The organism is Cellulomonas sp. P4_A2 (genome assembly GCF_056402515.1).
The window spans coordinates 144,918-169,908 of the sequence record NZ_JBFUHG010000008.1; the positions used below are offsets into that span (position 1 = coordinate 144,918).

Annotated in this window: 22 protein-coding genes; all 22 read right to left on the minus strand. The window is 70.0% G+C overall.

The features are described 5' to 3' along the window. Positions 1–44: 44 nt before the first annotated feature. Positions 45–1,169 (minus strand): 3-dehydroquinate synthase, encoded by a 1,125-nt coding sequence (aroB, locus tag AC1DUE_RS10870; protein ID WP_477039426.1) that lies wholly within the window; start codon positions 1,167–1,169, stop codon positions 45–47. Continuing rightward, the gene (locus AC1DUE_RS10875) at positions 1,166–1,741 is read right to left on the minus strand and encodes a shikimate kinase (RefSeq protein ID WP_477039427.1); all 576 of its coding nucleotides are present in this window, start codon (positions 1,739–1,741) and stop codon (positions 1,166–1,168) included. Before AC1DUE_RS10875 ends, aroB begins: the two co-directional genes overlap by 4 nt. Further along, on the minus strand, positions 1,738–2,928 hold the full coding sequence (gene aroC, locus AC1DUE_RS10880; RefSeq protein ID WP_477039428.1) for a chorismate synthase: 1,191 nt from the start codon (positions 2,926–2,928) through the stop codon (positions 1,738–1,740). The genes AC1DUE_RS10875 and aroC overlap by 4 nt, the downstream gene beginning before the upstream one ends. Positions 2,929–3,044: 116 nt before the next feature. Beyond that, positions 3,045–3,824, minus strand: a complete 780-nt coding sequence (locus AC1DUE_RS10885; protein WP_477039429.1) for a hypothetical protein — start codon at positions 3,822–3,824, stop codon at positions 3,045–3,047. 3 nt (positions 3,825–3,827) lie between these two features. Then, positions 3,828–4,529, minus strand: coding sequence for a PilN domain-containing protein (locus tag AC1DUE_RS10890; protein WP_477039430.1), 702 nt, complete (start codon positions 4,527–4,529; stop codon positions 3,828–3,830). Beyond that, positions 4,526–5,593, minus strand: a complete 1,068-nt coding sequence (gene pilM / locus AC1DUE_RS10895; RefSeq protein WP_477039431.1) for a type IV pilus assembly protein PilM — start codon at positions 5,591–5,593, stop codon at positions 4,526–4,528. The genes AC1DUE_RS10890 and pilM overlap by 4 nt, the downstream gene beginning before the upstream one ends. Before the next feature lie 97 nt (positions 5,594–5,690). Continuing rightward, the gene (locus AC1DUE_RS10900) at positions 5,691–6,485 is read right to left on the minus strand and encodes a prepilin peptidase (protein WP_477039432.1); all 795 of its coding nucleotides are present in this window, start codon (positions 6,483–6,485) and stop codon (positions 5,691–5,693) included. 5 nt (positions 6,486–6,490) lie between these two features. Beyond that, a complete protein-coding gene (locus AC1DUE_RS10905) occupies positions 6,491–8,065 on the minus strand; it encodes an RICIN domain-containing protein (protein ID WP_477039433.1) in 1,575 nt (524 codons plus the stop codon). After that, positions 8,065–8,733, minus strand: a complete 669-nt coding sequence (locus tag AC1DUE_RS10910) for a PulJ/GspJ family protein (protein ID WP_477039434.1) — start codon at positions 8,731–8,733, stop codon at positions 8,065–8,067. The genes AC1DUE_RS10905 and AC1DUE_RS10910 overlap by 1 nt, the downstream gene beginning before the upstream one ends. Next, positions 8,730–11,045 (minus strand): type IV pilus modification PilV family protein, encoded by a 2,316-nt coding sequence (locus AC1DUE_RS10915; RefSeq protein ID WP_477039435.1) that lies wholly within the window; start codon positions 11,043–11,045, stop codon positions 8,730–8,732. The genes AC1DUE_RS10910 and AC1DUE_RS10915 overlap by 4 nt, the downstream gene beginning before the upstream one ends. A gap of 205 nt (positions 11,046–11,250) precedes the next feature. After that, the gene (locus tag AC1DUE_RS10920) at positions 11,251–11,670 is read right to left on the minus strand and encodes a prepilin-type N-terminal cleavage/methylation domain-containing protein (protein ID WP_477039436.1); all 420 of its coding nucleotides are present in this window, start codon (positions 11,668–11,670) and stop codon (positions 11,251–11,253) included. 10 nt (positions 11,671–11,680) lie between these two features. After that, the gene (locus AC1DUE_RS10925) at positions 11,681–12,913 is read right to left on the minus strand and encodes a type II secretion system F family protein (RefSeq protein ID WP_477039437.1); all 1,233 of its coding nucleotides are present in this window, start codon (positions 12,911–12,913) and stop codon (positions 11,681–11,683) included. Continuing rightward, positions 12,913–14,517 (minus strand): type IV pilus twitching motility protein PilT, encoded by a 1,605-nt coding sequence (locus AC1DUE_RS10930; protein ID WP_477039438.1) that lies wholly within the window; start codon positions 14,515–14,517, stop codon positions 12,913–12,915. Before AC1DUE_RS10930 ends, AC1DUE_RS10925 begins: the two co-directional genes overlap by 1 nt. 153 nt (positions 14,518–14,670) lie before the next feature. Further along, the gene (locus AC1DUE_RS10935) at positions 14,671–16,344 is read right to left on the minus strand and encodes a GspE/PulE family protein (RefSeq protein WP_477039439.1); all 1,674 of its coding nucleotides are present in this window, start codon (positions 16,342–16,344) and stop codon (positions 14,671–14,673) included. Positions 16,345–16,445: 101 nt separating this feature from the next. Beyond that, positions 16,446–17,294 (minus strand): shikimate dehydrogenase, encoded by an 849-nt coding sequence (locus AC1DUE_RS10940; protein WP_477039440.1) that lies wholly within the window; start codon positions 17,292–17,294, stop codon positions 16,446–16,448. Beyond that, positions 17,291–18,442, minus strand: a complete 1,152-nt coding sequence (gene mltG / locus AC1DUE_RS10945; protein WP_477039441.1) for an endolytic transglycosylase MltG — start codon at positions 18,440–18,442, stop codon at positions 17,291–17,293. Before mltG ends, AC1DUE_RS10940 begins: the two co-directional genes overlap by 4 nt. Before the next feature lie 55 nt (positions 18,443–18,497). Beyond that, on the minus strand, positions 18,498–19,037 hold the full coding sequence (ruvX, locus tag AC1DUE_RS10950) for a Holliday junction resolvase RuvX (protein WP_477039442.1): 540 nt from the start codon (positions 19,035–19,037) through the stop codon (positions 18,498–18,500). 31 nt (positions 19,038–19,068) lie between these two features. Beyond that, the gene (gene alaS / locus AC1DUE_RS10955; RefSeq protein WP_477039443.1) at positions 19,069–21,750 is read right to left on the minus strand and encodes an alanine--tRNA ligase; all 2,682 of its coding nucleotides are present in this window, start codon (positions 21,748–21,750) and stop codon (positions 19,069–19,071) included. A gap of 85 nt (positions 21,751–21,835) precedes the next feature. Further along, positions 21,836–22,195 carry a hypothetical protein gene (locus AC1DUE_RS10960; RefSeq protein WP_477039444.1) on the minus strand — a complete coding sequence of 120 codons (360 nt, stop codon included), beginning with the start codon at positions 22,193–22,195 and terminating at the stop codon, positions 21,836–21,838. Beyond that, entirely contained in the window at positions 22,195–22,563 is a 369-nt protein-coding gene (locus AC1DUE_RS10965; RefSeq protein ID WP_477039445.1) for a DUF948 domain-containing protein, read from the minus strand. Before AC1DUE_RS10965 ends, AC1DUE_RS10960 begins: the two co-directional genes overlap by 1 nt. A 120-nt stretch (positions 22,564–22,683) precedes the next feature. Further along, positions 22,684–23,310, minus strand: a complete 627-nt coding sequence (gene rpsD / locus AC1DUE_RS10970; RefSeq protein ID WP_477039446.1) for a 30S ribosomal protein S4 — start codon at positions 23,308–23,310, stop codon at positions 22,684–22,686. 220 nt (positions 23,311–23,530) lie between these two features. Further along, complete coding sequence (locus tag AC1DUE_RS10975) at positions 23,531–24,898, minus strand: replication-associated recombination protein A (protein WP_477039447.1); 1,368 nt, start codon at positions 24,896–24,898, stop codon at positions 23,531–23,533. Positions 24,899–24,991: the final 93 nt, after the last annotated feature.

Consider the following 24,991-nt stretch of genomic DNA (forward strand, 5'->3'; position numbering starts at 1 on the left):
AGCCTAGGCGACGGGGAGCCTGACGCCCGGGCACCACGCGCGCGTCAGAGCGAGACGAGGCGCGACGGCGGGGCCGCACCCTCGCTCACCTCGGCGTAGGCCGCGGCGAGCAGGGTGGGGTCGGGGCCTTCGAGACGGACCGGCTTGCCGATGTCCTCGAGCACCACGAAGCGAAGCAGGTCGCCCCGGGTCTTCTTGTCGCGGCGCATGGCGGACATCAGCTGTTCCCACCGGTCGCCGCGGTAGGACACGGGCAGCCCGAGCGACGTCAGGACCGAACGGTGACGGTCGACGACCTCGTCGGACAGGCGCCCGGCCAGCCGCGCGAGCTCGGCGACGAACACCATGCCGACCGAGACGGCGGCACCGTGGCGCCACTGGAACCGCTCGACGTGCTCGACCGCGTGCCCGAAGGTGTGGCCGTAGTTGAGGATCTCGCGCAGGCCGGCCTCCTTGAGGTCCTCGCCGACGACGTCCGCCTTCACCTGCACCGACCGCTCGATCAGCTCGAGCAGCACGGGCGACGCGGCCGCGGCCGCCGGGTCCTGCAGGAGGTCGACGTTCTGCTCGACCAGCTCGAGGATCCGGGGGTCGGCGATGAACCCGCACTTGACGACCTCGGCGAGTCCGGCGACGAAGTCGTGCTTCGGCATCGATGCGAGCGCCGCGAGGTCGCACAGGACGCCGACCGGCGGGTGGAACGCGCCGACGAGGTTCTTGCCCTCGGCGGTGTTGATCCCCGTCTTGCCGCCGACGGCCGCATCGACCATCGCGAGCACCGTCGTCGGCACCTGGACGACGCGGATGCCGCGCAGCCACGTCGCCGCCACGAAGCCGCCGAGGTCCGTCGTCGCCCCGCCACCGACCGCGACGATCGCGTCGGTCCGCGTGAAGTCCGCCTGGCCCAGCACCTGCCACAGGAATGCCGCGACCTGCGCGGTCTTGGCCTCTTCCGCGTCCGGCACCTCGGCGATGAGGGCCTCGTACCCGTGGGTGAGCAGCTCCTCACGGATGACGTCGGCGGTCGCGGCGAGGGCCGCCGGGTGCACGACGAGCACGCGGCGCACGCCGGTGCCGAGCAGACCCGGCAGGGCTCCGAGGAGGTGGTGCCCGATCAGTACGTCGTAGGGCTGGTCGCCGTGCACCCGCACGGTCACGGGCTCGGTCATGAGGACTCCTCGTCCGCCTGGGGCGCCTGCCCGGTACGCAGGTCGGCCAGCTGGAGCTCGATCCGTTCCGCCACGTCGGCGGGTCGCAGGCCGTCGGTCAGGACGTGCAACGTCGACACCGCCTCGTACACCGGGCGGCGCGCCTCCATCAGGGCCTGCCACTGTGCGCGCGGATTGCCCAGGAGCAGCGGCCGAGAGGTGTTGAAGCCGACCCGGGGTGCCGCGAACGCCAGCGAGACGTCCAGGAACACCACGACTCCCCCGCCCGACCGGTAGCCGTCCAGCGCGTCCTGCGTGCGCGGGTCGAGGACCGCTCCCCCGCCCAGGGCGAGGACGCCCTCGTGCTCGGCGAGCGCCGCAGCGACGGCGGCGGTCTCCAGCTCCCGGAACCGCGGCTCCCCGTCCTCGACGAAGATGTCGGCGATCCGCTTGCCGGCCACCGTCTCGACGTCGGCGTCGGTGTCCCGCACGGCGAGCTGCCAGCGCTCGCCGAGGGCGAGGCCGACGGTCGACTTCCCCGATCCCGGCGGGCCGACGAGCACGATCCGCGGACCGTCGGGCACAGCGCTCACGCGAGCAGGTCCGGGATCGAGGCGACGTACGCGTCCAGGTTGCGCCGGACCTCGGCGACAGAGTCGCCGCCGGTCTTCTCGAGGAGGGCGTCGGCGATCACGAGCGCGACCATCGCCTCGGCCACGACCGCGGCGGGCGGCACCGCGCACACGTCCGAGCGCTGGTGCTGCGCCTTGGTCGCCTCCCCCGTGGCGGTGTCGACCGTGTCCAGAGCACGCGGCACCGTCGAGATGGGCTTCATCGCGGCGCGGACCCGCAGGGTCTCGCCGTTCGACATCCCGCCCTCGATGCCGCCCGCGCGGTTGGTGCGCCGCACGATGACGCCGGACGCGTCGCGCTCGATCTCGTCGTGCGCCTGCGAGCCTCGGCGCGCCGCGGTGCGGAAGCCGTCACCCACTTCGACGCCCTTGATGGCCTGGATGCCCATGAGCGCGGCCGCCAGCCGGCCGTCGAGCTTGCGGTCCGCGTGGACGTACGACCCGAGGCCCGACGGCAGCCCGTAGACCAGGACCTCGACAACGCCGCCGAGGGTGTCGCCGTCCTTGTGGCACTGGTCGATCTCCTCGACCATCGCGGCCGACGACGCGGCGTCGAAGCAGCGCACCGGGTCGGCGTCGAGCGCGACCAGGTCGTCGGGCGTGGGCAGGTCGGCGCCCTCCGGGACGGAGACGGGACCGATCGACACGACGTGCGAGACGAGGCGGATGCCCGCCGACTGCTCGAGGAACCGGGCGGCCACCGTGCCGAGGGCCACGCGCGTGGCGGTCTCGCGGGCGCTCGCGCGCTCGAGCACCGGGCGCGCGTCGTCGAATCCGTACTTGCGCATGCCGACCAGGTCGGCGTGGCCGGGCCGCGGCCGCGTGAGGGGCGCGTTGCGCGCGCGGTTCAGGACGTCGGCGTCGTCCACCGGGTCCGACGCCATGACGTCGACCCACTTGGGCCACTCCGTGTTCCCGATCTCGATCGCGACCGGGCCCCCCTGCGTCCGGCCGTGCCGGACACCTCCGAGCAGCCGCACCGCGTCCTGCTCGAACTTCATCCGGGCCCCGCGACCGTAGCCGAGGCGGCGGCGCGCGAGCGCCTCCTGGATGTCGGAGCTCTGCACCTCGACGTCCGCGGGGAGCCCTTCGAGGATGCCGACGAGCGCCGGGCCGTGGGACTCACCGGAGGTCAACCAACGCAACATGCCACGGATCCTCCCACGGTCGAGCCACGTGACGGACTCGCCATCCGGGCGATGGACGCACTGCGACGCCACGCCCGGACGGGGCGTGGCGTCGCTGTGAACTGCTGTGGAGTCTTCTAGCCGATCGGCACCAGCGGGTTCTTGTCGGCAGGTGGGACCGGCAGGGCCGGCGGCACCGCATCGGGGTCGACGGGGGCCGCAGGTGCGTTCGACGTCAGGACGAAGGCCGATCCGGTGATGACGAGATCCAGGTCACCGACCACCGTCGCGGGGTGCCCGGCGTTCGCCTCGGCGTCCTTGGTCGCCGTACCGGAGAGCGTGCTGACCAGGAAGGTCCGGCCGACATCGCTCTGCAGGTCGTTCAGGAACGCCTGAACGGCTCCGAAGTTGCCGATCACCTCAAGTGTCACCGGGAGCTGGTAGAAGCCCTCGAGTCCGCTCGGCGCGGCGGGGGCAGCGGCTTCGGTGGTGGCGTCCGTGCTCGTCGTCGATCCGTCCGTCGAGGTCGCCGGGTCCGTCGTGGCTGGCGCGGCCGGAGCCGTCGGGACGACCTGGGTCGACGGCGCGACGACGACCGAGACGATGGTGACGCCGTAGGTCGCTGCCGTGGCCGAGATCTGCCGCTGGAAGTCAGCCATCGCCGTCACGGGCGGGATCTGCGCCTGCATCGTCGCCAGCTGGGCCTTGTAGACATCGAGCTTGAGCGACTGCTTCTTCAGCTGTGCCAGCTTCGCCTGGAGGACCTCGTTCTGCTGGCTCTGCGCCTCGGACAGCGACTTCGCCTCGTCCGTCGCGGCAACCACGGGCGAGATCGCGAGGAACCAGGAGGCGACGAAGAGGAGCAGGGAGACGATGACGGTCCCCGCGATCCAGGGAGTGCTCTTGGATCGGGTCATGGGTCAGCCCTCCGGGGTGGCAATCGGGGCGCGCGGGACCACGGCCGAGACGGAGACCTGGACGTTCGCGGTGATGGCGTAGTACGGGTCGCCCGTGTCCACCGTCGCCTCGGCCGAGACCAGGGATGCCTGGGTGACGTTCGGGATGGTGTTGAGCGCGTCCAGCCACGCGGCGTCGTCCGGCAGCGCCGTCGCTCGGGCCGTGAACGAGATCATCGCGGTACCCGGGACGACGAGAGGATCCTGCAGCGTCGACTGCGGGGTCCAGGGGGTCGCCGACGTCACAGAGAAGGCGTCGATGCTCACGTTGGCCGGGAGCGTCGCCGTGATCGCGTCGATGTAGGGCTTCCACTGGATCTCGGTCGACGTGCCGATCGCGCGGGCGTCGTTGATGCGCTTGAGGTCGCCCAGCACCTGCGGCACCTCGGCGTACTTGCTCGTCTCCGCCTGGAGGCTCGCCGTGGTGGCCTGGGTCTTCTCCAGGTCCTTCTCAGCGGCCGACCGCTGGAGCAGTGCGAACGCGTAGACGAGGCCGATGACGACGAGCACGATGGCAAAGCCGACGGCGAGCCACCGCTTGACGTGCACGAGGCCCCGGGCAGCCCGGACCTCGGGCGGGAGGAGGTTGACCTGCGGAAGACCGGGGGCACCGAACGAGGCGGCGCTCGCCTGGCGAGCAGGTGCCTTGGTCAGGGTGATGCTCATGCTGCAACTCCGTAGGCCAGGCCCACCGGCAACGCCATGAGCGACTCACGACCGGCGAACGCCTCACGGCCCCCCGCCGTGCGTGCGACGTTGATGGTGGACAGCGGGTCGCCGAGGGTGACAGGGAGCCGGCTCGCGCTCGAGAGGTACTGCCCGAGTCCGGGAAGGTGCGACCCTCCGCCGGTCAGCACGACGACGTCGATGCCGGCACCGGGGTTGTTGGTCGAGTAGTAGACGAAGGTGTTGCGCACGGCCTCGACGAGGGTGCGCGTGACGGTCGCGAGAGCGTCGCTGGCATCCTGGAGCTCGGGACCGACGGCGAAGCCGACGCCGATCTGACGCTTGAGCGTCTCAGCATCGGTCCCAGAGATGTTCATCCCGCGGGCGATCGTGTCGGTCGCGTCTTGGCCCCCATTGGGCAGCGTCCGGACGAACTGCGGCACGCCCTGGGCGACGATCGTCACGTCCGTGACCCGAGCACCGATGTCCACCAGCGCAACGGTTCGCTGCGCGAGCTCGCCACGAGCCACACCGCGAAGGAGGGCGAAGGCGTTCAGGTCGACCATCGTCGGCCGGAGCCCGGCGGACTCGACCGCCAGGACATTGGCCGTGACGGTGTCGCGTACGGCGGCGACGAGCAACCCGTGCACGACGCGGCCCTGCTCGGACACTCCCTCGCCCGTCGGATAGAAGTCGAGCAGTGCCTCGTCGGCGGCCATCGGCAGGAGCTCCTGCACCTGGAACGGCAGCGACGAGCGCAGTTGAGCGAGCGGCATGTACGGCAGGGTCAGGTCACGGACGACGACGCGCTGGTTCCCCACACCGATGACGACGTCCTTGGAGTCGAACTTGTACGTCGCCCACAGCTGCTTGAGCGCCTGCGTGACGGTTGCCTGGTCGGCGACCTCTCCGTCGCGGACAGCACCGAGCGGGAGGGGGACCTCGCCGTACCGGACGAGGCTGGGCTGACCCTTGCCTCCCGGACCGCCGTTGCCGAACTCCAGCTGTGCCGCGCGAACGGCGGTCGTGCCTATGTCGAGCCCGATGACCCGCGTCTTAGCCACGCTCTACCCCTTCCGGTAAGCACTGCTGTGCTTTCATCCGTATCGGGTGCGCGCGTCGCCTACTTGAGCAATTCGTCGTTCTCGGATCGCACGAGATTCAGCCCAGGAGCGAGAGGTACCCCGAGCCGATGGCCTCCCCGGCGAAGATGCCGATCCAGGCGCCGACCAGCATGAAGGGGCCAAAAGGGATCGCCGACTTGCGGCCAGCTCGGCGAGCCAGCAGAAGGCCGATCGAGACGATCCCGCCGATCAGAAATGCACCGAAGGCTCCCACGACCACGGACGACCAACCCAGCCAGCCGAGATAGAGGCCGAGAACTCCAGCGAGCTTGACGTCGCCGAATCCCATCCCCCCGGGTCGCAGCACCATGAGGGCGAAGTAGAACGCGTACAGGGCCGCGCCCCCGACCGCGCCCCGACCGAGGGCCGTCCAGTCGTCCTGCGCCCAGCTCGCCACGGCGAGCAGGACGAGTGCGACGGGATATGCCGGCAGAACGATCGCATTCGGGAGGCGACGGGTGTCCAGGTCGATCAGCGCCAGGGCGACCGAGATCGCCGCGAGATAGAGGAACGCAGGGAGCACGGCCGAAGGCCCGGCCCACCAGGCGACCCCGACGAAGAACGCCCCTGTCCCCGCCTCGACGAGGGGGTATCGCGCCGAAATCGGCTCGTGGCAGTTCCGGCAGCGACCACGCAGCATGAGCCACGAGACCACCGGGATGTTGTCGTAGGGCTTGATTCGGGCACCGCATCGCGGACATGCACTCGGCGGCGAGACGATCGACTCGCCGCGCGGAACACGCCAGACGACGACATTGAGGAACGAACCGACGAGCAGGCCGACGACGCCGCAGAGCACGGCGACGACGACGGTGATCGTCGCGTCGGGCACGGTGCTCAGTTGTTCAGCTCCCTGTAGTCGCTCACGCCGGCTTCCTTGTCCACGGTAGGCGCGTTCCACTTCTGCTCGGGACCACCCGTGCACGCCCCGAGGAGGAGCTTCGACCACGAGGCGTCCAGCTTGTCGCCGAGCGTGATGCACTTGGTCCCGGAGACGTCTGTGAACGTCCAGCTGAGCGCGTACGTCGACATCGCGGCGTTCCGGATCCACTTCTGGTCGTTAGCCGACGCGTCGCACGGCGTGACCATCGTGACATACGCGGGGCTCGCCGTTGCCGACGGCGCCTTGAGGCAGTAGGTGGCGCCGGAGACACCACTGCTGCCGCCGTTCTTCACCGTGATCTGCTGCGGCCCGAGCGATCCGAGGTTGCTCAACGGCTCCGAGTAGCTCCACTTGTGGTTCCACTTGAGCTTGCTGCCGCCGCTGGGATCCTGCTTGCACGGGTAGTCGATCATGAACGACTGCGTGATGTCTTCACCAGTGACGTCCATGCATCGGCCGAACTCGAGGGAGTTGACGATCTGGTTCGTCGCCTTGCTGGCCGCGCCGGCACCGACCCGGGGGTCCGGGTCGAAGGAGCCGGACGCGATGTTGCCCGCGAGGCAGCTGCCGTACCGAAGGGTCTTTCCGATGAGCAGTGCGTCCGTGTAGACCGCACCGGCGCTCAGGCAGAGGTTCGAGTAGTCGGTCTTGGCGCTGTTCTCGCCGTTCCACTGCGCGCCACCCTGCCAGCTGAACATCTGGCTCGTGTTGCCGGCGGTGCAGGCCGTGAGCGTGACCTCGATGTTGCCGCCGGTGCTCGAGTTGCCGGTCAGGCACAGCGGGGTCCCGGTCAGGTCGGTGACGGAGAGGTGGATCGCGTAGTCCTTGCCGTAGGTCCACAGCTGGCGAGGGTCGTCGGCACCGCACTGAGCTCCGTCGACGTAGGTCACTTTGGATCCGGTGACCTGGCCGGTCGCCTGCAGGCAGTGCTTGTCGCCGAAGGCGTAGATCGTGCCGCCCTCGATGTTGTTGTGCGTGACCTGGAAGGTGTACATGGTCTCGAGGAGCCGGTCACCGGCGTCCGACGCGAGCCCGGCGACTCCGGCGTCCAAGCCTTCCGACGAGAGCACGGCGAAGCTCGGCGCGATCAGCACGCCCGTGGTGCAGGTCAGCTGGTTCGCGGTGCGCCACGCCGCGTCCTTGCCGGTGGGGTCCTGGTCGAAGTAGCTGACGGTCACCTTGTAGGTCAGGGACGTCGAGGCACCGTCGACCGGCCCCTGGACGGTGCACGGCAGCTTCTTCGAATCGCCGTAGATCTTGCCGTTGATGTCCGGAGCGCCGTTCGCCGAGCGCATCTGGCTCAGCGCGGCATCGATCCCCGCCTCGGCCGCGAACACCGTCCGCGAGTTCTTGTCCGCGAACATCGTCGGCTTCACCTGGGCGACGACGACGCCGAGGAGCAGGACGCTCAGGGCGCCCATGACCATGATGAGCATGATTACCGTGAGCAGCGCGACGCCTTCGTCCGCGGGTGCGCTCGGATCGGTCCGGCGCCGCAGCGCGACGAGGAGGGTGCGAGGGGACAACATCATGGCCTCCCAGGACCGGGGCACACAGGGGTGTCGCTCAACCCGAACGGGGCGACGGCGTCAGGGTTGGAGGGCGAGCTGGCCGAGGAGTTCCGCGCGACGAAGACCGAGTCGAGCTCGGCTCCGGGCTTGGTCCCGGACCCGACCGTCAGGTACACGCGCAGCTGCTGGCGCAGGGAGATCGAGTCCGCGGGGCTGAACTGGAACGGGAGGCTCGAGGCGACCGCCAGGTCGTTCCGGACGTTCGTCGCCTCCAGGTGCCAGGCCGTCGCCACGGCGGGCGTCACGCGCCAGGTCCGCACCTCGAGCTTGTGCGTGGACGCGGTGTATCGCCACTGCGTGCACTTCGGCTTCAGGCCAGCGTCGACCGCCGTCTGGATGTACTCGACGTAGTAGGTCCCCGGCGTGGCGCCGACACCTGGGCGGTTGATGCTCGACGCGTACCGGATCTCCTTGTCCAGCCGCTGGAAGACCTTGCGGGTGGAATCTCCCGCGTTCGACACCCCCACGGCGCGCGTCGTGTCGCGGGTCATGATCACGACACCCGCCATGAACATCGACAGCAGCACGGTGAAGATGCCCATCGAGACGATGAGCTCGACCAGCGTCAGGCCGGAGTCGTCGGCCCTGTCGTCGCGGCGTCGGCGCGCCGCCCAGTAACGGCTCATGACTGCTTCACCGGCACCGTCGCGGTCATCGTGGTCGAGGTCAGCGGCCCGCCGGTTCCCGCCCAGGTGATCGAGTAGGTGAACGTGCACGTTCCGGTCGTGCTCCCCTTGGTCCATTTCACGGACTTGAACGTCAGACCGGTCGTACCTCCGGTCACCGTCGGGGCGGTACTGATCGCGGCGTTCGTGCCCAGAGAGCAGGTCGGCTGCGTGACGACGTTGAAAGTCACGCCGCTGAACGCGACGTTCGGGATGTTCCCCGTTGCCCCGGTCGGTTGCGGCACCAGCTTGTTGTCGTTGGGACCGAACGTCGTCGCCGACGTGAAGTTGGTGGCGACCGGCTTGATCTGGACGGTGACCGTCTTCTGGGCCGACGGCGCGCTGGCGCCCTTGGCCACCGTGTAGTTGAAGGTGAAGACGCCCACCTGGTTCACCTGTGAGGACGACTGGACCCAGTTGATCTCGGTCTTGGGTGCAGAGAGCGTCGGCGTCCCGCCGTTGCTCGGTGACACCGAGGTGGCGACGGCCAGCGAGTACGAGGCCTTCGGGCTGAGCCCGAGCAGGCCGAGGATGTTCAGGTCGGTGGTGGTGGCGACCGTCGTGGCGTTCACTGGGATGGTCAGGGCGGTCGTGGACGGCGGTGTCGGGACGACGACGCTGATGGTGATCGTGGCGACCGCGCTGACCAGGCCGCTCGTGTCCTTCACCGTGTAGGTCACCGTCTTGGTACCGGCGGTGCTCGGGGCGACGAAGACCAGGTTCGTGTTGCCGCTGATGGTCGCTGCGCTGCCCGCCGTCCCGCCCGTGATCGTGGCCTTGAGTCCGGTCCCCACGGCCGGAAGGGCCCACGTACCCGTGGTGCCCGTCTCGAGCGTCTGGCTCCCGTTGGCGGCCGACGGCAGCACGTTGATGACCATCGTCGCCTCGTTCGACGTGCGACCCGCGCCGTCCTTGATGCGGTACTTCAGCGAGTAGATGCCGGAAGCCGCGGTCGGCGGCGTGTACTTGATGCGCCCGATCTCGGAACCGCTCGTGACGGCCTGGGCCGTTCCCTGGGCGGGGGCAAGGGTGATGGTCGTGGGGTTCACGCCTGGCGGCACGAAGCCGTAAATGTCGTTGGCCAGCGTGTTCGACACGTCACCAGCGGCGCCGGTCACCGTCGAGGTGACGTCGTCGTACGCGACGGGCTTGGCCGTGAGGTTCCAGTTGGCGTCCACGGTCGGGTCGACGAGCGAGGTCAGCGTGTACTCGCAGTCCGAGCCGCCGCACTCGTCGGACTTGCCCGGTGCCCAGTTGACCACGATGGTGACGCGGAACATCTTCGCGGAGGCACCGGGGTCGGCCTTCGTGCAGTTCTGGTCCGACGTGCTCGCAGTTGCGGGACGGAAGCACGTGCCGATCAGCGTCGTGACCGTGTACGTCTTCTTCGAGACGACCGTGTCGTAGCTGAGCGGGATGGTCGGTCCGCCCGGCCGGGCCGTGGCGGAAGGGTCCCACGCGGGATTCGTCTGCGTCATGTCAGCGGCGTGTGCGGTGAAGCTCGCAACGACTGCCGTCTGGGGCCGGCCGTAGATGAGACCGCTGGTCGACGTCGGGACGTCGACGACCTTGGGGGTGATCGAGTGCGCCTTCTCCATCGCCTGCGTGGCCACCGCGACGGCGGACTGGGAGCTCTGAAGGTGGGAGGCGCTCTGCATGCCGCGGAAGAAGAACGTCAACGCGGCTGCGGCGACCACACCGAGGAGGGTCAGTGCGACGACGACCTCGATCAGCGTCAGGCCCGAGTCGGACCCTCGCTTGGTCGCACCCTGCATGGTCTGTCCCCTCGTGGTTCGGCAACGGGGTCGGGGTCGGCTGACTGCCGTCCCTGACCCCGAGGAGGTGCTGCATCTCCCGGCCGGGGCCGGGAGCCGCGCGCTGGAATTGTGAGACGCGGGGGGGGGGGGCGGGGGCGGCCCCTTGGTGGCCGAGCCGACCAGGCAGTAGGCCTCGCCGGTGACCGTGCCGGTGACCTCGTTGCCGATCGACAGCTGGACGGTCGTAGCGGTCGGCGTCGACGCGATGGACGCGACGCTGCCCGCGCTGGAGACGGCGTAGTACGCCTGAGCGTCCGTGTAGACCGTCTCCATCTCGTTGGCGACCGTGCGCAGGTCGGACTTGATCGACGCGTCGACCGCCTTCTTGCGCTGGTTCAGGAACACCGGGATGGCGATGGCGGCGAGGATGCCGATGATGATGATGACGACGAGGAGCTCGATGAGCGTGAAGCCCTGGTCCTTCTCGTCGATGGACTTGCGAACGCGAGCGATCATGTGCTCGTCCCCATTTCAGATTCGTGGTTAATGGTCGGCAGGTTGCCCTCCGCCGAAGCGTCGGGCACAGACAGGTTTTCGGCATCTGACCCGGCGACTTGAGTGCGTTGGGAAGTGAGTTTCCCGATTCACCCAAACGGCCCAGACGCGCAAGATTCGCGTCCGGGCCGTGGGTGACGAGCAAGAAGAATGCGCGTCCGACGTGCTAGGAGATCGAGAACGCCGGCGTCCCGGAGCACGCGGCTCCCTCGGTCTTGGACATGCCACCGGCTGCCGTGTCGTACACCCAGGTGTGGGACGGACCGACGCCGGCGGGATGGTCTCCCTCGACGCAGTACTGCGTCCCCGTGATCACGACGTCGAACGTGTTTCCCGGACTCGTGACAGCGTCCGCGGCGATCTTGTCCAACGTCAGGGGGAGCTCGCCGTCGGAGGTGCGTTGCGCCTCGATGGCCGTCGCGATCGTCCGCAGGTCGGACTTGATGCTCGCGTCCGTCGCCTTCTGCCGCTGCGAGATAAAAGCGGGGATGGCGATTGCCGCAAGAATGCCGATGATGATGATGACGATCAGCAGCTCGACGAGCGAGAAGCCCTCTTCCGGTTCTGAACCCCGGCGTCCTGTCATCGTCCGGCCCTCAGTTGATGAGGTTGAAGACGGAGAAGATCGGCATGTACAGGGCGATGATCATCGAACCGATGAGCGATCCCAGGACGACGATCATCAGCGGCTCGATCAGCGAGGTGAGCTGCTCTGTGGTCGACTCGACCTCCTGGTCGTAGAACTCGGCGATCTTCTCGAGCATCGTGTCGAGCGCACCCGTGTCCTCACCGACGGCCATCATCTGCACCACCATCGGCGGGAAGACGGGGTGCAGCGACAGCGGCCCGCTCAGCGAGTGGCCGGAGCGGACGGACTCCTGCACGGCCTTCGCGGCACGCTCGATCACGAGGTTGCCGCTCGTCTCCCCGACGATGTCGAGCGCCTGCAGGATCGGCACACCGGCATGGATCATGGTGCCGAAGTTGCGCGTGAACCGGCTGACGGCGATCTTGCGGAACAGGTTGCCGAACACCGGCACCTTGAGCTTGATGGGGTCGAGGCGCTCGCGCACCGCACGATCGTTCTTGTGCCTGCTCCACCACGCGCTGAAGACGACAATGCCGATGACGAGCGGGATCGCCACGATCTTCAGCAAACCTGACAATGCGACGAGAATGCGCGTCGGTGCCGGGAGCTCGCCACCGAGGCTGGCAAACATGCCCGCGAACACGGGGACAATGAACAACAGCATTCCGACCACCGCGAGAATGGCGATGAAGAAGACGACGACCGGATAGGTCATCGCCGACTTCACCTTTCCACGGAGCTTGACTTCGGCCTCGTAGTTCTCGGCGACCGAAATCAGAACGCCGTCCAGGAAGCCGCCGACCTCGCCGGCCTTGACCATGTTGATCATCAGGGGCGGGAAGACGTCCGCATGCTTGCTGAGGGCAGCCGAGAAGGAGACACCGACCTCGACGTCGCTGCGCACCGCGGCGAGTCGCTTGGCCAGCGGCTTGCTCTCCGTCTGCTCGGCAAGGATCGTCAATGACCGGAGCAGCGACAGGCCGGCGTTGATCATGGTCGACAGCTGCCGGGCCATGATGGCCAGGTCCTTGAGCGTAATCTTGTCCCCGAAGCCGGGGATCGAGATCTCCTTCTGGAGACCGCCGGTGCCCACCTCGTTGATGGACATGGGCGCCATGCCCAAGGTCTTGAGCCGGTTGGCGACCGCCGCCTGGCTCGGTGCCTCGATGCGCCCCTTGACGATCTTGCCCTCGCGGTCCCGGACCGCGTACTCGAATGTCTTGGCCGTCGTCGCCGCCATCAGTGTGCCCCCTCCGCGAAGAAGTTCCCGCCCATGCTGGCCTTGGTCAGACCTGCACCCGCTGTGCCGCCGTGATCACGGCCGGTGAGCCGGTTGAAGTCCTCGATGTGGTGGCACTTGTCCAGGCCCGTCTCGTAGGAGATGCGGCCAGTCTTGACCAGGTCGGCGAGGTGCTGATCCATGGTGTGCATGCCCTGCTGGGCGCCGGCCTGCATGGCCGAGTAGATCTGGTGCGTCTTGCCCTCACGGATGAGGTTGCGGATCGCTGGCGTCGCGATGAGGACCTCCGTGGCGACCGCGCGACCGTGGGCGTCGGCCCGCTTGGCCAGCGTCTGGCAGACGACGCCCTGGAGCGCGCTGGCCAGCTGGGTGCGGACCTGAGCCTGCTGGTGGGCCGGGAACACGTCGATGACGCGGTCGATCGTCTGCGCGGCGTCCGAGGTGTGCAGCGTCGCGAAGACGAGGTGACCGGTCTCGGCGGCGGTCAGGGCCACCGAGATCGTCTCGAGGTCACGCATCTCACCGACGAGGATGATGTCGGGGTCCTGGCGGAGCACGTGCTTGAGGGCGTTCGCGAACGAGAGCGTGTCCGAGCCGACCTCGCGCTGGTTGATCAGCGACTTCTTGTGGCGGTGGAGGAACTCGATGGGGTCCTCGACGGTCATGATGTGGTCCTCGCGCGTCCGGTTGGCGAGGTCGACGATCGCGGCGAGCGTCGTCGACTTGCCCGAACCCGTGGGGCCGGTAACCAGGACAAGTCCGCGCGGCAGGCCCGCGAACGAGCCGACGATCGGCGGTACGCCGAGCGCCTCGAGCGGCTTGATCTCGTACGGGATGACGCGGAACGCGGCACCGATGGACTCGCGCTGCTGGTAGATGTTCACGCGGAACCGGGCCAGACCCCGCACGGCGTACGAGAGGTCGAGCTCGAGGTTGGCCTCGAACTTCTCTCGCTGCTTCTGCGTGAGGATGCCGTAGAGGGCGCGACGCAGAGGCTCGGACGTGACGGTGCCGAACCCGTCGAGGGGCTTGAGCGAACCGGAGATGCGGATCATCGGCGCGGCGCCGGTGGTGAGATGCACGTCCGAGGCCCCGTAGCGCACCATCTCGGTGAGCACGGCGTCGATCGCGATGTCCCCCTCCTGCGACTCCTGGCCGAGGGCGCGACGCGCGCCGGGGCGAGCCTTCTGGACGGGGACGTCTGCGACGGGCTGCGGCCGGGGAGTCTCGGCCGCCAGCGGCTCGGCAGGTGCCTGCGGGGCCTGGGGCGCGGGCATGAAGACGCCCGGCGGGGCGGCGGCGGGCGGTGCCCCGGCGTACTGACGCGTCGGGTCGGGCGGCGCGGAGTAGGTCTGCTGCGGCGCTCCCGCGGGCGCGCCGTAGCCCTGCTGCGGCGCCGCGTAGCCCGGCGGCGGGCCGCTCGGTGCGGGCGGGTACGGCTGGGCCGCGGCGACAGAAGCCGCCGCGACGGTCTGCGACGGGATCGGCGAGAACATTGTCTGCCCCGGCGCCGGTGCGGGCGCGCCTGCCTGCGGGCCTATCGGCCGGTACGGCGGCAGGGGCCGGGTCGGCTCCCCGGCAGATGCCTGGTAGGACTCGCTCACGTCATTCCTCCACGGTCGACCGACCTGCTCTGCCGGTACGCGGACCTACGCACCGTCGCCTTGCTCTGCCCGTTCATCGGTCACGGGGGTGACTGACTTGAGCCGTGCGTGCACGTCGCTAGTCGACAAACTGGTCTGAACAGGGAATTCACCTCACGCGACGACGCGCAGGATCTCCTCGATCGACGTCTGCCCCAGGGCGACCTTCTGCCAGCCGTCGTTGCGCAGCGGGATCATCCCCTGCGAGATGGCGGTGGCCGCGATGTCGGCGCTCGAGGAGTGCGCGACCGCGTGGCGCTCGATCTCCTCGGTGACCCTCATGACCTCGTGCAGGGCGATGCGGCCGCGGTAGCCGGTCTTCGAGCACGTCACGCAGCCGACCGCACGCATGAGCTCGGGGATCTGCTCCCCCTCGACCCACGGGAAGCGGGCGGCGAGCATCTCCTGCGGCGAGGGCGTGTACGGCTCCTTGCAGTTGCCGCACAGCTTGCGCGCGAGCCGCTGGGCGACGACCGCGTCGAGCGCCGACCCGACGAGGAAGGGCTCGATGCCCATCTCGGTCAGACGGGTGATCGCCGAGGGCGCGTCGTTCGTGTGCAGCGTCGACAGGACGAGGTGACCGGTGAGGGCGGCCTCGATCGCGATCTGCGCGGTCTCGTGGTCGCGGATCTCACCCAGGAGGACGACGTCGGGGTCGGAGCGCAGGATCGAGCGGAGTGCGCCGGCGAAGGTCAGTCCCGCCTTCGGGTTGACCTGCACCTGGTTGATGCCCGCCAGCCGGTACTCGACCGGGTCCTCGACCGTGATGACGTTGATCTCCGGCCGCGAGACGGCGTTGAGCGTCGCGTACAGGGTGGTCGACTTGCCCGAACCGGTGGGGCCGGTCACCAGGATCATCCCGTAGGGCTTGGTGTAGGCCTCGTGGTACGTGGCGTAGTTCGCGTCGAGGAACGACAGGTCCCGCAGGTCGAGGCTCGCGGTCGAGTTGTCGAGGATTCGCATGACGATCTTCTCGCCCCACACGGTGGGCAGCGTGGCCACGCGGAGGTCGATCTTGCGCCCGTTGTGGACCACGGACATGCGACCGTCCTGAGGCTTGCGGCGCTCGGCGATGTCGATGTCGCTCATGATCTTCACGCGGCTGATGACGCCGCCCTGGATCTGCTTCGGGGAGCGCTGCGTCTCGTGCAGCACGCCGTCGATCCGGTACCGCACGCGCAGGTCGTGCTCGGTCGGCTCGATGTGGATGTCCGAGGCGCGGTCGGTGATCGCCTGGGTGACCAGGAGGTTCACGTACCGGACGATCGGCGCGTCGTCGTCGACCACGTCGCCCATGCGGGACAGGTCCGCGTCGGCCGGCTTGGTCTCGTCCTCGAACGCCTGCGAGAGGTCTTCCATCTCGTCGTCGGCGCGGCAGAACCGGTCGATGGCGCGCAGCAGGTTGTCGTGCGTCGAGATCACGGCGACAACCGGGCGTCCCGAGACGGTGCGCACGTCGTCGACGGCCATCACGTTGCCGGGGTCGGACGTCGCGAGCAGCAGCGCGTCCCCCTGGAACCCGACGGGCAGGACCGTGTACCGCCTGCACAGGGCGCTCGGCACGAGCGAGAGCGCGGCGCGGTCGACGGGGTAGTCGTCCAGGTCCACGAAGGTCATGCCGACCTGGGCGGCGAGCGCCTTGACCAGCTGCCCCTCGGTCAGCACGCCCAGCTCGACCAGGGTGCGGCCGAGCGACGTGCCCCGCGTCATCGTCTCGTCGAGTGCGGCCAGCAGCTGCGCCTCGGTCACGAGGCCCTCGTCGAGCAAGATCTCCCCGAGCTGCTTCACGCCGTACCTCCGCCTCAGCCGACGGCCGCGGTCGGCCGTCCTCGCTGGAGCATCGGCAGACGCGTGGGCGCCCGTGAGGAACTGCACCCGACGAGTTTGCGTCAGACGGTCGTCAGGCGGTCCTCGAGGGCCGCGGACATCGCCGCGACGGGACCGGGGCGACCGGTCATCAGGCGGACCTGCTCGGCGGCCTGGTGCAGCAGCATCCGCTCCCCCGCCACCGCGTCCCCGCCGGCGGCTCGCCAGGCGACGGTGAGCGCGGTCGGGCGCGGGTCGTACGCCACGTCGAGCAGCACGCCGTCGACCGGGCCGACGAGCGCCGCCGCGACCGGGTCGGCGGCGAAGGGCGGGAGCGTGGACACGACGACGTCGGCGCGGCCGATCTCCGCCGCGGCCGCGTCGAGCGCGCGGAACGTGGGCGTGACGCCCATCCGGTGCGCCGAGCGCATCAGCCCCCCGGCGCGCGAGAGCGCGCGCACGTAGACGACCGGCGACGGGCAGCCCAGCTCCGCCAGGGCGGCGAGCGTCGAGGAGGCCGTCGCGCCGGCGCCCAGGACGGCCGCCGTGCGCAGCTCCTGCGTCCCCTGCCGCTCGCCGATCGCCGCGACGAGGCCGTGCACGTCCGTGTTGGCACCCACCAGCACGCGCGAGCCGCCCGTGCCCTGCAGCAGGACGGTGTTGACCGCACCGACCACCTGCGCCAAGGGCTCGACGTGGTCGAGCAACGGGATCACGGTCTGCTTGAGCGGCATGGTCAGGCTCAGCCCGGCCCACGTGTCGTCGAGACCCGCGACGAACTCCGGCAGGTCCTGTTCGGTCACGTCGACCGCGTCGTACCGCCACTCGTCGAGCCCCAGCTCCGCGTACGCGGCACGGTGCAGGGTCGGCGACAGCGAGTGCGCGACCGGGTGCCCCAGTACTGCCGCTCGCCGCGGAGCGGCTCCCGTCACTGCCCGTTCGCCGCTTTCCAGTCGCGAAGCTTCTGGATGTTCGCGGCGTGCTCGGCCGACGAGTCGGTGAACAGGGTCTCGCCGGTGACCGGGTTGACGGTCACCCAGAAGATCCACGGGCCCTCGGCGGGGTGCATCACGGCGTCGATCGACACCGCACCGGGCGAGGCGATCGGGCCGGGCGGCAGGCCGACGTGGGTGTACGTGCTGTACGCGTTGTTGGGGTCGTTGTTCTCTTCCGGCGTCGGTGCGCGGGTCACGCCGAGCCCGTACGCCGTCGTCGAGTCGATCTGCAGCGGCATGTCCCGCGCGATCCGGTTCTCGATGCCGCGGGCCACCTTGTAGCGGTCCTCGTCCAGCTTGGCCTCGCGCTCGACGATCGACGCCTTGATGAGCACGGTCTCCCACTGGTCCTGCGGCACGGCCTGGTTGGTCAGGTTGGTGACGGTCTGCTGGACCATCTGACCGAGCACGCCGGCAGCCGTCGCGTCGGGCTGCACGTCGTAGGTGGCGGGGAACAGCCAACCCTCGACGTTGCCCCCGGCCTCGGCGGGCAGGCCGATCGACGCGGGGTCGGCGATCGCGGCGTTCAGCTGGTCGACGGGGATGAGGGTCTTCTCGCTGATCTTGGCCAGCGTCTGGTCCTTGTTCAGGCCCTCGGGGATGGTCACCTTGAACGAGACGCGGCTCGCGGGGTCGAGCAGCGCGACGATCGCGTCGGCGGCCTTCATCTCGAGCAGCATGTTGTACGTGCCGGGCTGGATCGAGGCCGCGTCGGGGTTCTCGGCGAACGCCTCGTTGAACGCCTTGGTGCTGGCCACGACACCGGCGTCGACGAGCGTCGTCGCCATCTCGGAGCCCGTCTGTCCCGGCTTGACCGCCACGGTCACGGTGCCGTGGCCCGGTCCCGGGTAGTCCTCGACGTTGCCGGCGGACGCGGGGCCACCGTTGAAGAAGCCGCCCATGAGCTCGACGACGACGTACCCGGCGCCCAGCACCATGACGATCGCGACCACCAGCACGCCGATCGAACGGCGGCGGCGACGCTTGCGCTCGCGCTGTTCCTTGGCTCGGCCGCGGGAGCGAGAGTTGCGACGAGGGTCGGGAGCGTTGCCGTGCGGGTCGCCGCCGAACAGGTCGGACGTCACCTCGTCACCTCGCTCCACAGGGGCCCACCACTCGGTCTGATTGCTCACGTGCGCGTCACTCCACCGTCGTCCGTGCGTCGCCCGCAGCCCCCCCGCGCGCCGTCGGAGGGTGCTGAGCTGGGTCTACCACGACCCGCTCTCCGGGACGTCGCCCCGTCGCACTCTCCGCGTCCAACGCGGACTGCAAGATCACCACCGCGGCCGCCTGGTCGACGACCTTGCGGTGGCTGCGTCCGGATCGGCCGGACGCATGCAGCGCCTGATGTGCGGACACCGTGCTCATCCGCTCGTCGACCATCCGTACCGGTACCGGTGAGATGGCTTGCGCCAGTTGGACAGCGTACGCGCGCGCGGCCTCCGATGCGGCACCTTCGGACCCGGACAGGTGTCTAGGTAGTCCGACGTACACAACACCCACACGTCGTTCTTCCACCTCGCCCACCAGCGACGCGATGTCGGTGGGCAGCCGGCCCTTCCCGCTGTTGTCACGCGCGAGCGTGGCCACCGGCGTGGCGATCAGCCCGTCGGGGTCGCTCGCGGCCAGGCCCACGCGCACCGACCCGACGTCGACCGCGAGCCTGACCCCGCGGACCACGGGGTCGGGCGTGTCGCGACGACCCGGCACGTCAGCCGTTCGCCGCGCCGGCGATCGCGGCCAGCGCGTCGACGATCTTGTCGGGGTCCGTGCCGCCGCCCTGCGCGAGGTCGTCCTTGCCGCCGCCCCCGCCGCCCAGGATGGTCGACGCCGCCTTCACGAGCGCCCCGGCCCGCACACCCCGCTCGCGCGCCGTCGCGTTGGTCGCGACGACGACGACGGGTCGGCCCTTGCTGGTGCCACCGACGGCTACCACGCTCGGCGCGGAGTCGCCGAGGCGCGAGCGCACGTCGAGGACCAGCGTGCGCAGCTCGTCGCTGCTCGCCACCTCACCCGCGTCGTGCGTCACGACGCGGGTCTCCCCCACGGTCTGCGCGCCGGACGCGAGCGACCCGGCCTGCGCGAGGAGCGCCGCCTGCCGCAGCGTGGCGAGCTCCTTCTCGGACTCCTTGAGCTTGGTGAGCAGCGAGGAGACGCGGTCGGTCAGGTCGTCCGGGCGCGCGCCGAGCAGCCCCGACAGCTGGCCGACGAGGGCCCGCTCCTTGGCCTGGAACCCGTACGCACCGGCACCCACGAGCGCGTCGACGCGGCGCACGCCCGAGCCGATCGCCGACTCGGACAGCAAGGTCACCAGACCGAGCTCGCCGGACCGTTTGACGTGCGTGCCCGCGCACAGCTCGAGAGACCAGCCCTCGCCGATGTCGACGACGCGCACCTCGTTGCCGTACTTCTCGCCGAAGAGGGCCATCGCGCCGCGACCGCGCGCCTCGTCGATCGGCATGACAGCGTCGGTGACCTCGAGGTCGTCCTGGAGCCGCTCGTTGACGCGCGCCTCGATCTCCGCGACGACCTCGGACGGCGTCGCCGACGGCGAGCGGAAGTCGAAGCGGAGGCGGCTGGGCGCGTTGAGCGAGCCCGCCTGCGTCGCGCCCTCGCCGATCGACTCGTGCAGCGCCTTGTGCACGAAGTGCGTCGCCGTGTGCGCCCGCGCGATCGCGCGTCGACGGACCAGGTCGATGGACGCGGTACCGGACTCGCCGAACGTGACGGTGCCGTCGACCAGGCGGCCGTGGTGCACCGAGAGTCCCTTGACCGGCGCCTGGACGTCGTCGACCTCGATCCGCGCGCCGCCCTCGAGCACGATCGTGCCGGTGTCCGCGAGCTGGCCGCCCGCCTCCGCGTAGAACGGGGTCACGTCCAGCACGACCTCGACGTCCGCCGGTGCGGTCGCCGCAGGCGCCGGGACGCCGTCCACGAGCAGGCCGACGACGCGCGACCTGGTGGTCGAGTCCGTGTAGCCGACGAACTGGACCGGCTTCGCGTTCTCGCTGCTCAGCGTGCTGTGCAGGTCCTGGTAGGCCGCGTTGTCCGCGCGACCCGCGCGCTTGGCCAGCGCGTCCGCGCGCGCCCGCTCGCGCTGCTCCTTCATGAGGCTGCGGAACGCGGTCTCGTCCACCTGGACGCCCTGCTCCGCAGCCATCTCGAGCGTCAGGTCGATCGGGAAGCCGTAGGTGTCGTGCAGCTGGAACGCCTGGGAGCCGGTGAGCACGGGCTGCGGGGTCGACTTGGCCGCCTGGACCGCGGTGTCGAGGATCGTCGTGCCCGCCGCGAGGGTGCGCCGGAACGTGTCCTCCTCCGCGTACGCGACCTGGCTGATCTTGTCGAAGTTCGTCGCGAGCTCGGGGTAGCTCGGGCTCATCGCGTCCTTGCTCAGCGGGAGCAGGGTGGGCAGCGCGAGGTCCTCGACGCCGAGCAGGCGCATCGCGCGGATGGAGCGACGCAGCAGGCGGCGCAGCACGTAGCCGCGGCCCTCGTTCGACGGGGTGACGCCGTCGCCCATGAGCATCAGCGCGCTGCGCACGTGGTCCGCGACGACGCGCATGCGCACGTCGTCGTCCTGCACCGCGCCGTAGCGCCTGCCCGACAGCTCCTGCGCACCCCGGATGACCGGGAACACCTCGTCGATCTCGTAGAGGTTGTCGACGCCCTGCAGCAGGTACGCGACGCGCTCGAGGCCCATCCCGGTGTCGATGTTCTTCTGCTTGAGCTCGCCGAGGATCGGGAAGTCCTCCTTGCCGCCCCCGTCGCCGCGCTCGTACTGCATGAAGACAAGGTTCCAGATCTCGAGGTAGCGGTCCTCGTCGACGACCGGACCACCCTCCGCCCCGAACTCCGGACCGCGGTCCACGTAGATCTCGGAGCACGGGCCCGCGGGGCCGCGCGCGCCGGTGGACCAGTAGTTGTCCTTCCAGCCGCGGCGCTGGATCCGCTCGTCGGGAAGCCCGGCGATCTGCTTCCAGAGCGCCGCCGCCTCGTCGTCGTCGTAGAAGACCGTCACCCAGATCGAGTCGGGGTCGAAGCCGTAGCCGCCCGTCTCCTGGGAGCCCGTGACGAGCTCCCACGCGTAGGTGATCGCGCCTTCCTTGAAGTAGTCGCCGAACGAGAAGTTGCCGTTCATCTGGAAGAACGTGCCGTGCCGGGTGGTCTTGCCGACCTCCTCGATGTCGAGCGTGCGCACGCACTTCTGCACGCTCGTCGCGCGCGGCCACGGCGCGGTCTGCTCCCCGAGCATGTACGGGATGAACGGCACCATGCCAGCGATGACGAACAGCGTCGACGGGTCCGGCGAGATCAGCGGGGCCGAGGGCACGACCGTGTGGCCGCGGCCCTCGAAGTAGTCGAGCCAGCGCTGGCGGATCTCGGCGGTGCGCATCGTGTCCATCTCTCGTGGTGGTTCGGGTCGTGCCTGATCGTGCGGGCCTGGCACGGCCTCGGTCGAGGCCAATTCTCCCGCTGCGTCAGAAGAAGGTGTAGCCGTCGTCGTCGTCCGGGTCTTCCGTCGGGCCCAGCGGGTCGGTGTCGTGCCTGCGCGCCGTCGACCAGGTGCGCTTGAGGTCCGCGACGCGCTCGGGACGCTGCTCGCGGATGGTGTCGATGTCCGCGTCGCCGACCAGGTCGCGGCGCAGCTGCTGCTCCCGCTCGGCCATGCCGGCGACGAACTCGTGGCGCACCGTACGCAGCGCCGACCCGTACCGGGCGGCCGTGCCGACCGCGTCCGTGGCGCCCGCGGGCACGTACGCGTCGATGACGGCGCGTCCCTTGCGGATCACGACCACCGTCACGACGACGCCGACACCGATCCACACCAGGCGGCGCATCAGCGGGCCTTGCGGGCGCTCGCGGACAGGCCTGTGAGAGCCCGACGGACGCCGTAGGAGAAGGCTGCGACCTTGATCATCGGCGAGCCGACGGTCGCGGCGAACAGGGCCGTCAGCGCCGAGACGTTCTCCGAGACCTGCGCCGCGGCGGTGGTCACCGTGTCGATGTTCTCCAGCTGGGTGTTGGACGACGCGACGAGGGTCGCCGTCTCGTCCAGCACCGGGACCGTGTGCTCGGTGATCTCCTTGACCGACGCCGTCGCCTCGTCGAACACCCGACCGAGCTTGATCAGCGGCACGGCCAGCACGCCCACGAGCAGCACGAACGCGATCGCGGCGATCAGTCCCGCGACGTCACCCACCGACATGTCTTGCCTCCCGGTTCCGGGGCCGTCGACCCCGCGGAAACCCTACCTGCGCACGAACGCCCCGCGTGCGCCGAGGCGCAGCGGGGCGTTCGTGAACGTCGTTCTTGCGAACGGCTCAGATCAGCGGGCGTAGTACTCGACGACCAGCTGGACCTCGCACGTCACGGGGATCTCGGCGCGCTTGGGGTGACGCACCAGCACGGCGCTGAGCTTCTCCAGCTGCACGTCCAGGTAGCCCGGCAGGTTGGGGAGCACGTCGCGGTGCGCGCCAGCGGCGGCGACCTGGAACGGCACGGTGGCCTGGCTCTTCGGCTTGACCTGGAGCGTCTGGCCCGGCTTCACGCGGAAGGAGGGACGGTCCACGATCTTGCCGTCGACCAGGATGTGGCGGTGCACGACGACCTGGCGGGCCTGGAGGATCGTGCGGGCGAAGCCCGAGCGCAGGACGAGGGCGTCCAGGCGGGTCTCGAGGTTCTCGACGAGCGCCTCACCGGTCAGGCCCGGGGCCTTGCGGGCGTCCTCGTACGCACGAGCCATCTGCTTCTCGCGGAGGGCGTACTGCGCGCGCAGACGCTGCTTCTCGCGCAGACGGACGGCGTAGTCCGACTCGGTGCGGCGACGGGCGCGGCCGTGCTCACCGGGCGGGTAGGGACGCTTCTCGAAGTGCTTGACGGCCTTGGGCGTCAGGGCCAGGCCGAGGGCGCGGCTCAGGCGAACCTGGCGGCGCGAACGGGTCACACTGCTCACAGAGATACTTCCTGTCGTTGTAGACGTCACACCCGGGTGCGGAGAAGTTCCGCCGGGGCGTGGGGCCGACCATGGATGCGTCACGTGCTTGCGACGCGGCTAAGGCCCCAGGTGGCCGTCCGCCCGGGCGTGCAAGCACACCCGTCCCGCGGACGACCGCACCACTCTACCCTCTGGGCACCGTGATCCCCCAATCCGTCGCCGCCGCCGGGCGCGGACGCTACGGGGTGTCGAGGATCGCGCGGATGCGTTCGAGGCGTTCGGTGACCGAGCGCTCGTAGCCGCGGTCCGACGGTTCGTAGTAGCGCGTACCCAGCAGCTCGTCCGGGAGGTACTGCTGCGCGGCGACGCCGTGCGGCTCGTCGTGCGCGTACACGTACCCCGTGCCGTGGCCGAGGTCGCGGGCGCCCGGGTAGTGCGCGTCGCGCAGGTGCGCGGGGACCGAGCCGATGCGACCGGCGCGCACGTCGGCCAGGGCGCGGTCGATGCCCAGGTAGGCGGCGTTGGACTTCGGCGCCGTGGCGTTGTGCACGACGGCCTCGGCCAGGATGATCCGGGCCTCCGGCATGCCGATCAGGGCGACCGCCTGCGCGGCGGCCACCGCCGTCTGCAGCGCGCTCGGGTCCGCCATCCCGATGTCCTCGGCCGCCGAGATGACGACGCGACGGGCGATGAACCGGGGATCCTCCCCCGCGGCGATCATCCGCGCGAGGTAGTGCAGGGAGGCGTCGACGTCGGAGCCGCGCATCGACTTGATGAACGCGCTGATGACGTCGTAGTGCTGGTCGCCGTCCCGGTCGTAGCGCACCGCGGCGACGTCGATCGCGCGCTCCATGGTCGCGAGGTCGACGAGGACGGGCTCCACCGCGTCCTCCTCCGACAGCGCGGCACCGGCCGCCGCCTCGAGGATGGTCAGCGCCTTGCGCGCGTCGCCGCCGGACAGGCGCAGCAGGTGGTCCTCGGCGTCGGCGTCGAGCTCGATCGCGCCCGCCAGCCCGCGCTCGTCCTCGACGGCCCGACGCACGAGGCGCCGCACGTCGTCGGTGCCCAGGGGCTGGAGCGTGAGCAGCAGCGAGCGGGACAGCAGCGGCGAGTTGACGGAGAACGACGGGTTCTCGGTGGTCGCGGCGACGAGCGTGACCCAGCGGTTCTCGACGCTCGGCAGGAGCGCGTCCTGCTGCGCCTTGGTGAACCGGTGGACCTCGTCGATGAACAGGACCGTCTCGGTGCCGCCGGTGGCCAGCCTGCGGCGCGCGTCCTCGATCACGGCCCGCACGTCCTTGACGCCGGCGGTCACCGCGGACAGCTCTACGAACCGCCGGCCCGAGGTGGCGGCGATCAGGTACGCCAGCGTCGTCTTGCCGGTGCCGGGCGGTCCCCACAGCACGACGGAGGTGGGCGCCGCACGACGCGCCGCCTCGTTGGCGGGCTCCACCAGCCGACGCAGCGGCGACCCGGCCACGAGCAGGTGCTCCTGCCCGGCGACCTCGTCGAGCGAGCTCGGCCGCATGCGGACCGCGAGCGGAGCGCCCTCCCCGACGGAGGGCAGGCCCGAGGCCGTCGACGTCACCGCATCGAACAGGTCCATGCGGGCAGGGTACGCACGCGCACCCACGGGCACCGACCGTCAGGGTCGCGCGATCGAGTGGCGGGTGTGCGGGTTGGCGCGATCACCTGCGAC